Annotated in this window: 11 protein-coding genes; 3 read left to right on the top strand and 8 right to left on the bottom strand. The window is 70.6% G+C overall.

Translation table 11 applies throughout. The features are described 5' to 3' along the window. Positions 1–127: 127 nt before the first annotated feature. Genes B2U11_RS14530 through B2U11_RS14520 form a run of 3 tightly spaced genes read right to left on the bottom strand, consistent with a single transcriptional unit; the run spans position 128 to position 4,322 of the window. Positions 128–1,972 (bottom strand): DNA polymerase III subunit gamma/tau, encoded by a 1,845-nt coding sequence (locus B2U11_RS14530; protein WP_292072795.1) that lies wholly within the window; start codon positions 1,970–1,972, stop codon positions 128–130. A 43-nt stretch (positions 1,973–2,015) separates the two neighbouring features. After that, the gene (locus tag B2U11_RS14525) at positions 2,016–3,134 is read right to left on the bottom strand and encodes an acyl-CoA dehydrogenase family protein (RefSeq protein ID WP_292072794.1); all 1,119 of its coding nucleotides are present in this window, start codon (positions 3,132–3,134) and stop codon (positions 2,016–2,018) included. A gap of 3 nt (positions 3,135–3,137) precedes the next feature. Then, positions 3,138–4,322, bottom strand: coding sequence for an acyl-CoA dehydrogenase family protein (locus B2U11_RS14520; protein WP_292072793.1), 1,185 nt, complete (start codon positions 4,320–4,322; stop codon positions 3,138–3,140). Between the two features lie 130 nt (positions 4,323–4,452). On the opposite strand from B2U11_RS14520, the gene B2U11_RS14515 reads away from it, so the two are divergent. Further along, positions 4,453–4,956, top strand: coding sequence for a GNAT family acetyltransferase (locus tag B2U11_RS14515; protein WP_292072792.1), 504 nt, complete (start codon positions 4,453–4,455; stop codon positions 4,954–4,956). Between the two features lie 2 nt (positions 4,957–4,958). Here the strand turns inward: B2U11_RS14515 and B2U11_RS14510 are convergent, their stop codons facing one another. Next, entirely contained in the window at positions 4,959–5,216 is a 258-nt protein-coding gene (locus B2U11_RS14510) for an Lrp/AsnC ligand binding domain-containing protein (protein WP_292072789.1), read from the bottom strand. 166 nt (positions 5,217–5,382) lie between these two features. Here B2U11_RS14510 and B2U11_RS14505 point away from each other — a divergent pair, with 166 nt between their 5' ends. Further along, a complete protein-coding gene (locus B2U11_RS14505) occupies positions 5,383–6,723 on the top strand; it encodes a sensor histidine kinase (RefSeq protein WP_292072788.1) in 1,341 nt (446 codons plus the stop codon). A gap of 84 nt (positions 6,724–6,807) precedes the next feature. After that, positions 6,808–7,482: a bifunctional 4-hydroxy-2-oxoglutarate aldolase/2-dehydro-3-deoxy-phosphogluconate aldolase gene (locus B2U11_RS14500; protein WP_292072787.1), complete on the top strand. Its 675-nt coding sequence runs from the start codon at positions 6,808–6,810 to the stop codon at positions 7,480–7,482. A gap of 13 nt (positions 7,483–7,495) precedes the next feature. Here the strand turns inward: B2U11_RS14500 and B2U11_RS14495 are convergent, their stop codons facing one another. The 4 genes from B2U11_RS14495 to B2U11_RS14480 all read right to left on the bottom strand — a co-directional run bounded on the left by B2U11_RS14495 (position 7,496) and on the right by B2U11_RS14480 (position 9,668). After that, complete coding sequence (locus B2U11_RS14495) at positions 7,496–8,002, bottom strand: periplasmic heavy metal sensor (protein WP_292072786.1); 507 nt, start codon at positions 8,000–8,002, stop codon at positions 7,496–7,498. Further along, complete coding sequence (locus tag B2U11_RS14490; protein WP_292072784.1) at positions 7,999–8,412, bottom strand: hypothetical protein; 414 nt, start codon at positions 8,410–8,412, stop codon at positions 7,999–8,001. The genes B2U11_RS14495 and B2U11_RS14490 overlap by 4 nt, the downstream gene beginning before the upstream one ends. Further along, positions 8,409–8,969, bottom strand: coding sequence for an RNA polymerase sigma factor (locus B2U11_RS14485; protein WP_292072782.1), 561 nt, complete (start codon positions 8,967–8,969; stop codon positions 8,409–8,411). The genes B2U11_RS14490 and B2U11_RS14485 overlap by 4 nt, the downstream gene beginning before the upstream one ends. Before the next feature lie 66 nt (positions 8,970–9,035). After that, a complete protein-coding gene (locus B2U11_RS14480; protein WP_292072780.1) occupies positions 9,036–9,668 on the bottom strand; it encodes an EF-hand domain-containing protein in 633 nt (210 codons plus the stop codon). Positions 9,669–9,790: the final 122 nt, after the last annotated feature.

The following is a 9,790-nucleotide window of genomic DNA, read 5'->3' as shown; positions in this document are numbered from 1 at the left end:
TTCATGGGGAGGGTGGTCGAGCCAGCGGCGAGACCGGGTGGGGTGTTATGACGCCTCGCTCACGCCCTGACGAACCCCTCCCCGATCGCTGACGCGATCACCCCTCCCCATGAAGGGGAGGGAGAAATCAATCCTCGTCGTTTTCGCCTTCATCCGGGATTTCCGGCGTGACGACCGTCGGCGCAACCGTGCGGATTTCGCCCAGTTTCGCGCCGGGGAAGGCCGTCAGCACCGACTGGATGAAGGCGTCGCTTTCGACGGCTTCGCGCTCGGCGGCGCGGGCCTTCCTCTGCTGCTCGATCAGGGTCTCGCCGCCGCCCTGGCCGTTGGCGGCGATCAGCCAGGTGCGGCCGGTCCAGTCCTTCAGGCGCGAGGCCAGCTTGCGCGCCAGCTCGACCGGCGCGCCCTGGACGCTCTCATAGACGATGGCGCCGGGCTTGAACGACACCGGCTTCACGTAGCGTTCGACATCCATCTGCAGGCCGATCTCGCGCTTCTCGCCGATCAGGGCCACGACCTGTTCGAAGCTCTGCGGATCGGGCAGGGCCGGTGCCATGACCGGCCGCGCGGCCAGTTGCGCGGACGCGCCGCCGCCCCCACCGCTCCCGCCGCCGCCGCGCGGGGCCGAACCGCCGCCAAGGGGCTCGCCGGATTGCAGACGCTTCAGCGCCTCTTCCGGCCCCGGCAGGTCGGCGGCGTAGGCCAGACGGACAAGGGCCATTTCCACCGCATCGGCCGGATTGGGCGCGCGCCGCACCTCGTCCAGCGCCTTCAGCAGCATCTGCCAGGTGCGCGACAGGGTGGCGGCGGGAATGGCGGCGCCCAGCGCCGCTAGCTTCTGCGCCTGGTCGTTGGGCAGGCGCGTCGCGTTGGGCCCCAGCATCTTGGCCACCGAGGCGGCGTGGCAATGTTCCAGCAGGTCGTTGGTCACCTGCACAGGATCGGCGCCGAAGCCGTAAAGCGTGCGGAAGGTCTCCAGCGCCTCGGGCGTGCGGCCGGCCATGACGCTTTCGAACAGGGCGATGGTCTGGCTGCGGTCGGCCAGGCCCAGCATGTCGCGCACCGTCTCGGTCTTGACCGTCTCTCCGCCCTCGGCCTGGACCAGGGCCTGGTCCAGCAGCGACAGGCCGTCGCGGACCGAGCCTTCGGCCGCGCGCGCGATCAGGGCCAGGGCGTCGGCCTCGATCCGCATGCCTTCGCGGTCGGCGATCCGGCCCAGGTGCTCGACCAGGATTTCCGGCTCGACGCGGCGCAGGTCGAAACGCTGGCACCGGCTCAGGATCGTCACCGGCACCTTGCGGATCTCGGTGGTGGCGAAGATGAATTTGGCGTGGGGGGGCGGCTCCTCCAGCGTCTTCAGCAGGGCGTTGAACGCCTGCGTCGACAGCATGTGGACCTCGTCCAGCACATAGACCTTGTAGCGCGCCTCGACCGGCGCATAGCGGACGCTTTCCAGGATGTCGCGAATGTCGTTGACGCCGGTGTGCGACGCCGCATCCATCTCCATCACGTCCATGTGCTGGCCGGCCATGATGGCGGCGTCGTGCCGGCCGTGGGCGGTCAGGGCCAGCGACGGCTTGTCGATGGCGTCGGTCTCGTTGTTCAGGGCGCGGGCCAGCAGGCGGGCCGTGGTCGTCTTGCCGACGCCGCGCACCCCGGTCAGCATGAAGGCGTGGGCGATGCGGCCGGTGGCGAAGGCGTTGGTCAGGGTGCGGACCATCGCCTCCTGGCCGATCAGATCCTCGAAGGTGCGCGGGCGGTATTTGCGCGCCAGCACCTGATAGGCGGCGCCGTCATCGCTCGGGGCCTCGGCCGGGACTTGCGCGGCAGTCGGAGGGGCGGCAGGCGTGGTGTCGGCCGCCGGCGCCGGTTCGACAGCAGGCGCGCCGAACATGTCGTCGGTGTTCTCGTCGCGTTCGACGACGTCCTCGTCCCAGGGCGGGCCGTCCAGATTCGGGTCGCTGTCCGTCATGGCCCCGTCTTACCGCGAAGGACGGGGGCGGTCAGGCGGAATCTCAGAAGCCTTGAGCCTGCGACAGCCGCTCGCTGTGGAAACCGGCGTCGCCCAGCAGTTCGTTCAGCACCCGCACCCGCTTCATGAACAGGCCCACGTCGAATTCGTCGGTCATGCCGACGCCGCCATGCATCTGCACCGCCTCCTGCACGGCCAGTTCGGCGACCCGCCCGGCCTTGGCCTTGGCGACCGAGGCGGCCATATCCGCGTCCTCGCGACCGGCGTCGAGGGCCTGAAGCGCGCCCAGCGTCGCCGCGCGGGCCAGCTCCAGCTCGGTGAACAGGTGCGCCGCCCGATGCTGCAGAGCCTGGAACTCGCCGATCAGCCTGCCGAACTGCTTTCGGGTGCGCAGGTAGTCCAGCGTGACCTTGAAGGCCTGGTCGCCCGCGCCGGTCAGGCTGGAGGCCGCGCAGGCCCGGCCCAGCGCCAGGGCGCCGTTCAGCAGCGTCTCGCCGTTCCCGACCTCGCCGATCACCGCATCCGCATCGACCGCGACGTCGTTCAGGACGATCCGCGCGGCGTTGTGGGCGTCGACCATGACGGTGCGCTCGATCTCGACGCCGGGCGCCTTCGGATCGACCAGGAACAGCGTCGTCCCCTCCTCGGCCTTCGCCACGACGATCAGGGCGTCCACGACGTGCCCGTCCAGCACGAAGCCCTTGGCGCCGTTCAGCCGAAAGCCGTTGCCCGACCGTTCGGCCTGCGTGGCGATCTTCGCCGGGGCGTGCTTGGCGCCCTCGTCCACGGCCAAAGACAGGATGGCCTCGCCGGCCGCGATCTTCGGCAGCCAGGCCTGCTGCGCCTCGGACCCGCCGTCCGCCAGCACCTTGGCGGACAAAACCGACGATCCCATGAAGGGCGACGGCGTCAGCGTCCGCCCCAGGCTCTCGGCGATCACGCCCGCCTCCACCGCGCCCAGTCCGGCGCCGCCGTGTTCCTCGGGGATCAGCACGCCGGCGAAGCCCATCTCGCCGAACGCTCGCCACAGGTCGCGCGACACGCCGTCGGCGTCGCGGTCGTCGCGCAGCTTGCGCAGGTGGGCGATGGGGGCGTTTTCGGCCAGGAAGCCGTCGGCGGCCTCCTGCAGCATCGTCTGCTCTTCGGTCAGGATCAGGGGCATGGCTCAGGCTCCCGGCAGCTGCAGCAGATGTTTGGCGATGATGTTCAGCTGGATTTCGCTGGTCCCGCCCTCGATGGAGTTGGCCTTGGTGCGCAGCCAGTCGCGGGCGGCCGAACCGCCGCGCGAGCGCTCGCTCTCCCATTCCAGCGCGTCCGCCCCGCCCGCCGCCATCAGGAGTTCGTGGCGGCGCTTGTTCAGCTCGGACCCATAGTATTTCAGCATCGAGGCGATGGCCGGATGGGCCTGTTTCGCCTTCACCTGATCGCCGACGCGCTCCATCGCCAGGCGGAAGGCGGCCTGGTCGATCTCCAGATCGGCGATGCGGGCGCGCAGCATGGGTTCGTCCAGCCGGCCGGCTTCGTCCGTGCCGACGGCGTCCAGCGCCACCTGGCCCACCGGCCGACCGCCGCCGACCTCGCCCATGGCGCCGATCATGGTGCGCTCGTGGGCCAGCAAATGCTTGGCCACGTCCCAGCCGCGGTTCAGCGTGCCGACCAGGTTCTCCTTCTCCACCCGCACATCGTCGAAGAAGGTCTCGCAAAAGGGCGACTTGCCGGAAATCAGGGTGATCGGCCGCGTCGTCACGCCCGGCGTCTTCATGTCGAACAGGACGAAGCTGATCCCCAGATGCTTGGGCGCCTCGGGGTCCGTGCGTACCAGGCAGAAGATCCAGTCGGCCTTGTCGGCGTAGCTGGTCCAGATCTTCTGGCCGTTGACGATCCAGTGGTCGCCCCGATCCTCCGCCCGCGTCTGGATCGAGGCCAGGTCGGAGCCGGCGCCCGGTTCGGAATAGCCCTGGCACCAACGGGTCTCGCCGCGCACGATCTCGGGCAGGAAACGCTTCTTCTGTTCCTCGGTCCCGAAGGCCAGCAGCGCCGGCCCCAGCATCCAGACGCCGAAGCTGTTCAGCGCCGGCTGGGCCTTGATGCGGCGCAGTTCGGAGGCCAGCACCTTGGCCTCCTCGCGGCTCAGGCCCCCGCCGCCGTATTCTCTGGGCCATTCGGGCGCGGTCCAGCCGCGCGCGCCCATCCGCTCCAGCCACAGCCTGTGACCGGGGGTGGCGAAGACGGCGTCGCGCCCGCCCCAGATCATGTCGGCCTCGGAGCCCAACGGCCCGCGCACCTCGGGCGGGCAGTTCGCCTCCAGCCAGGCGCGCGTCTCGGCGCGAAAAGCGTCCAGATCGGTCATTCGCGTGTTCCCCGCGTTTCCTCTGACGCCGACGTTAGCAGATGCGTTTCGATTGGCTACGGTCACGTAGGGGAAGCCTCGGCAACAGCTTCGCCGTTCGCGCGTTCGTCAGGCCCGCCTGGAGCCGACCATGACCTATCTCAGCCGCGCCGTCTTTGCCGGCGCCAGCCTGTTGCTGCTGCTGTCGGCCATGGCCCTGATCGGCTTCGGCGTAACCGACGCCATCCACAGCATCCGCTCGCCGGAAAAGTCGGGCGCCGACGCGGTTCTGGACGTGCTGGGCTACGTCATCGTCGCCATCGCCGTGTTCGACGTGGCCAAATACATCTTCGAGGACGAGGTCCGGCGCGGCAATGACAAGCGCAGCGCCGCCGAGGCCCGGCGCAGCCTGACCAAATTCCTGTCCACCATCGTCATCGCCCTGTTCCTGGAGGCTCTGGTGGTGGTGTTCAAGACCGCGCGGGCGGACGTCAGTCAGTTGATCTATCCCACCGCCCTGCTGCTGGCGTCGGTCCTGGTCCTGGTCGGCCTGGGCGCCTTCCAGCGCTTTTCGGCGACCGTGGAGCAAAAGGTCGGCGACGACGACGAGGCCGAGGAACGAAAGGACAAGGCGCGCCGCCGCAGCGACGGCTGACCTCAGCCCTTGCCGGGCAGGAAGGGCGAAAAGGTGATGACGGTGAAGGTGTCGCGCACGTGCGGGCGGGTCTGGACCTGCTTGGTCACGAAGGTGCCGATGTCGGCGTCGCGCGGCAGGTTGAACTTGGCCAGGAGATCGTGCTGGCCCGAGGTCGAATAGACCTCCGACACGTTCTCGACATTGTCGACGATGTCGGCGGCCACGTCGTTGGCGTAGCCCAGCTCGGTTTTGATGAAGACGAAGATGGCGGTCATCATGGCGGCGTTCTCCCTGGCGTCTACCTAGCCCATAGGCGTCGCGCCGATAAGGCCGCGCGATTCACCGCAGAATGTACGCTAGCGCAATAAGGGCGACAGAAAAGTCCAACATTTACGGTATCTTATTAGTGATGGGTCTAAAGCTGTCGGCAAGGAGCGCGTGACGATGACCTCAGCCGCCGACGATCCCCGACCCCTGCTGCACCGGCTGATCGCCGCTGGCCACCTGCGCTACTGGATCATCGCCAGCTGGTCGCTTGCGCTTTTGACAACCACCGATACCCGAACCGCCGCAACCTGGTTCGTTCTGGCCACCGCGGCGGGGCTGATCCGTGCGGTCGTCGACGGCCGCCAGGGGCCGCGCGGCGCCAATCCCACACGGCTGCGGCTGGCGGTCGCGACCGTATCCTGCGCCATCTGGGCGGCGGCGCCGTGGCTGTCCTTCACCGCCGGCAGCCTGTTCGGCGTGGCGGTCGGGGTGGCCCTGCTGCTGGCCGGCTACGTCCTGGTCTTCACCCAGATGCGCGCGGCCCCGCGCGAGGCGCTGATCGTGTCGACCCCCTATTCCGTCGTGGTGATCCTGCTGATCCTGGGCCTGTGGGGCACGCCCGGCTTCTGGGTGGTGCTGAGCATCGTGCCGGTGCTGGGCTTGGCCCTGCTGATCAAGGTCGTCATCACCCAGATGAAGGACGAGGAGCTGGGGGCCGTGAACCGCCGCCAGGCCGCCCTCATCACCGAGCTGGAGCAGGCGCGTGATCGCGCCGACGCCGCCAACGCCGCCAAGTCCAACTTCCTGGGCGTCATCTCCCACGAACTGCGCACGCCGATGAACGGAGTGCTGGGCGCGGCCGAGCTGCTGCGCCTGTCCGACCTCGACCCGCGCCAGACCGAGTTCGTGCAGATCATCACCCGCTCGGGCGAGGGCCTGATGGTGCTGCTGAACGACATCCTGGACGTGACCAAGATCGAGGCCGGCAAGATGGAGTTGTCCCAGGCCCTGGTCGAGGCCGCCTCCCTGCCCCAGCGCTTGGTCGGCCCCTTCGCCGCCCAGGCCGAGGCCAAGGGCCTGCGATTCGTGACCGAGACGGCCGGCGACTGGCCGACGCTGGTCCGCGCCGACGTGCTGCGCCTGGCCCAGATCAGCCACAACCTCCTGGCCAACGCCATCAAGTTCACCACGGCGGGCGAGGTGGGACTGCGCCTGGAGGGTCGGCGACGGGACGACGGCCGGTTGGTGCTGCGGCTGGAGGTGCGCGACAGCGGCATCGGCATCGCGCCGGAGGATCAGGCCGCGCTGTTCCAGCCGTTCAGCCAGGTCGACGCCTCCTCCACCCGCCGGTTCGGCGGCACGGGCCTGGGCCTGAGCATCTGCAAGCGACTGGCCGAGATGATGGGCGGAGAGATGACCGTCCGCTCCGCGCCCGGCGAGGGCTCGACCTTCATTCTGAACGTGGCCCTGGAGGCGCACGGCTGGGACGCCGAGGGCGAACCCGCACAGGCGGCCTGACGCGCGGCCGCTAACGCGGTTTGACTTGACGCCACGGCCGCGACATCGGAGGTCGGGCGCGAACCGTTGCAGAGGATGCCGCCCATGACCCCCGACCGCGTCAGCGTGCTTCAGGCGCTGGAAGCCCAGGGCGTGTGCCCTGTCTTCTACCATCCCGATCCCGAGGTCTGCCTGAACGTGATCCGAGCCAGCGCACGCGGCGGCGCCAAGGTGGTGGAGTTCACCAATCGCGGCGACTTCGCCTGCGACCTGTTCGGCGAGATCAATCGCGAACTGATCCGCACGGACCCGGACATCGTGCTGGGCATCGGCTCGGTGGTCGATAGCGGCACCGCCGCCCTCTATCTGAACCGGGGCGCGCGCTTCGTCGTCAGCCCCTGCCTGGTCCCCGACGTGGCCAAGGTCTGCAACCGCCGCAGGGTCGCCTACTTCCCCGGCTGCGGCTCGGTCACCGACATCGGCGAGGCGCACGAACTGGGCTGCGACATCGTCAAGCTGTTCCCCGGATCGTCCGTCGGCGGGCCGGACTTCGTCAAGGCGGTCAAGGGACCGATGCCCTGGGCCAAGATCATGCCGACCGGCGGCGTCGACCCGGACGAGGCCTCCATCGCCAAATGGTTCGGCGCGGGCATCGTGGCGGCCGGCATGGGCTCCAAGCTGATCACCGACGCGGCGGTCAAATCGGGCGACTGGGCCGGGATCGAGACCTCGACGCGCGCGGCGGTCGACGCCGTCGCCGCCTTCCGCGCCCGGGGCTGACCTCACGCGCGGCTCAGCGCGACCGCGGACCGTGCGCCTCGTCGTCCCTGCGGGCGACGGCGCGACGGGCGTCGCTCTTGCGCTGCAGGATGGGCGTCATGGCCTTGCGATCCTTCGGGTCCATGCCGGCCAGGATCGAGACCGCGTCATTCTCCAGCCGGGCCCGCCCCCGCAACTCGGCGGCGCGCGACTGGTCCAGCAGCAGGCGCACCCGCGCGACGTCCATCTGCTCGGCGCCCGCGGCCTCGATCGCCTCGCGCCGGGCGGTGCGGGCGGCCTCGAAGTCGGGGCGCGCGGCCAGGGCCGACTGGCGCATGGCCTGGCGCGCGCGATCACGCGCGGCCGGGTCCAGGTCGGCCAGAACCTCGGTCAGCGGCCCCTGCCGGCCGCCCCGCCTCTGATCCTCCACCTTGCGATCGACCTGCTGGCGGCTGATCAGATAGGCGCCGCCGCCGGCGAGGGCGAAGACATTGAGGGCCACCGAAACGGCCAGGGCGATCTTCAACGGGCGCCCGGTCATCCCAGGACCTCGGTGTCGTCCACGCCGCTCAGCGTCGCCTGGTAAAGCACCGCGTCCGCCCGCTCGTCAGCCGTCAGATGCGTGGTCAGTCCGACGCCCGCGACCACGCCCGCGCAGGCCGCCGCCGTCCAGCCCGCGCCCAGGAACCAGGCCAGCCGACCCCGGCGCGCCCGGGCGGCGCGCGGCGCGGGGGCGCCGGCCAGGACCCGCGCGGTCAGCTGCGCCGAGGGCGAAGGCGCGGGCGAGGCGGCCAGCAGGGCGTCCAGCGCCGCCGCCTCGGCCAGCGCGGCGCGCGCGGCGGGGTCGGTCGCGGCCAGGCTCTCGGCGAAGGGCCGCTCCGACGCGGGCCAGCGGCGCAAGTCGGCGCCATAGGCCTGCGCCAGCGCCTTCAGCCGTTCGATCGTCATCATCCGTCTCCTTTCGGCGACACGTCAGCAAGGGCCAGGCGCAAGGCGCGCCGCCCCCGTGACAGCAAACTCTCCAGCGCCTCGACGCTGATGTCCATCAGGGCGGCCGCCTCGATGTTGGACAACTCCTGATAGTGGCACAGCACGATGGCCTCGCGCTGTCGCTCGGGCAGGCCGGCCAGGGCCGCATCGACGCGCGCGCCCGTCTCGGCCGCCAGCAGCCCCCGATCCGGGGCCGGACCGTCGTCCGGTCGTTCGGGCGGCGTGTCGGTGGGGATTTCCCGCCGCCGCCTCAGCCGGTCGTAACAGAGGTTCAGCGCCACCCGGTGCAGCCAGGTGTCGAACCGCGCCCGGCCCGGCGTCCATCTGGGCGCCTGGCGCCAGGCCTTCAGCATGGCCTCCTGGGCCACGTCCTCCGCCTCGGCCGCGTCGCCCAGCATCCGCTGCGCCAGGGCCAGGACGCGCGGCAGCTTGCGCGCCACCAAGGCCTGCGACGCCGCGGGATCGCCCTGACCCACGCGGCGCACCAGATCCTCGTCGGGGTCGACGACTGCGACCAAGCCCGCCTCTTGCGTTGCCGAAGACAGGGACCGATTCGCCCATCACGGCCGACCCCGACACCTGTCTTACTCCGAAGCCGGAGCGGGGGAAGCCGGTTGTTGCGCCGGACGGGACGCCCGACGTTCGCGGCGCTGTTCCGCCCACGCCCGGCGCGCGGCGCGCTGCTCGTCGGCCGTCACCACGCCGTCGCGGTTCGCATCCAGCCGGGCGAACTGCTCGGTCAGCTTGGCGCGGGCGTCGGCGATGACGACAGGTCCGCGCTCGGCCTTGTCGCGAGCGCCGCCGCGCATCGGACCGTGACGGCCGCCGCCACGACCGGCCCGCTCCGCCCGCGGCCCCCGCGCGCCGTGCGCGGCCATGCCGGCGTCGAACTCCGCGCGACTGATGGAGCCGTTGGAATCAGCGTCCAGACGCGCGAAGCGACGGTCGGCCATGTCCGCGCGACGCGCCTGGCGGGCGGCCTGCATTTCTTCGCGCGAGACCGCGCCGTCGCCGTTGGCGTCCATGGCCGTCAGACGCGCCAGGCGGCCGTCGACGAACTCGGCCTGGGTCACCCGGCTGTCGCGGTCGGCGTCCCCGGCCAGGCGATGAGGGCGCGCCTCGGCCCTCGGCGCGGAAGCGGCGGTCTGGGCGGCGGCCGCGCCGGTCATGACGGCCAGGGCGGCGACGGCGACGCCGGCGATGATGGTCTTTCTCATTTCGATGGTCTCCTGGGACCGCGCGCGGCGGCCGGTGTTCAACCCTGTCGAAGGATTGAACGGAGACCCCGCGATTATCCGTCGCGCCCGGCGGGAACGGCGCGTTCGAAGGCGGCGCGGGC

The organism is Brevundimonas sp. UBA7534 (assembly GCF_002479325.1).
Lineage (GTDB): Bacteria > Pseudomonadota > Alphaproteobacteria > Caulobacterales > Caulobacteraceae > Brevundimonas.
This window is presented reverse-complemented; position numbering and strand designations above follow the sequence as displayed.

Bases quoted from the DNA above. Each gene is read 5' to 3' on its own strand.
- B2U11_RS14495 (WP_292072786.1), bottom strand. From the start codon at position 8,002: ATGACCGGGCGCCCGTTGAAGATCGCCCTGGCCGTTTCGGTGGCCCTC.
- B2U11_RS14490 (WP_292072784.1), bottom strand. From the start codon at position 8,412: ATGATGACGATCGAACGGCTGAAGGCGCTGGCGCAGGCCTATGGCGCC.
- B2U11_RS14530 (WP_292072795.1), bottom strand. From the start codon at position 1,972: ATGACGGACAGCGACCCGAATCTGGACGGCCCGCCCTGGGACGAGGAC.
- B2U11_RS14500 (WP_292072787.1), top strand. From the start codon at position 6,808: ATGACCCCCGACCGCGTCAGCGTGCTTCAGGCGCTGGAAGCCCAGGGC.
- B2U11_RS14520 (WP_292072793.1), bottom strand. From the start codon at position 4,322: ATGACCGATCTGGACGCTTTTCGCGCCGAGACGCGCGCCTGGCTGGAG.
- B2U11_RS14525 (WP_292072794.1), bottom strand. From the start codon at position 3,134: ATGCCCCTGATCCTGACCGAAGAGCAGACGATGCTGCAGGAGGCCGCC.
- B2U11_RS14510 (WP_292072789.1), bottom strand. From the start codon at position 5,216: ATGATGACCGCCATCTTCGTCTTCATCAAAACCGAGCTGGGCTACGCC.
- B2U11_RS14505 (WP_292072788.1), top strand. From the start codon at position 5,383: ATGACCTCAGCCGCCGACGATCCCCGACCCCTGCTGCACCGGCTGATC.
- B2U11_RS14515 (WP_292072792.1), top strand. From the start codon at position 4,453: ATGACCTATCTCAGCCGCGCCGTCTTTGCCGGCGCCAGCCTGTTGCTG.
- B2U11_RS14480 (WP_292072780.1), bottom strand. From the start codon at position 9,668: ATGAGAAAGACCATCATCGCCGGCGTCGCCGTCGCCGCCCTGGCCGTC.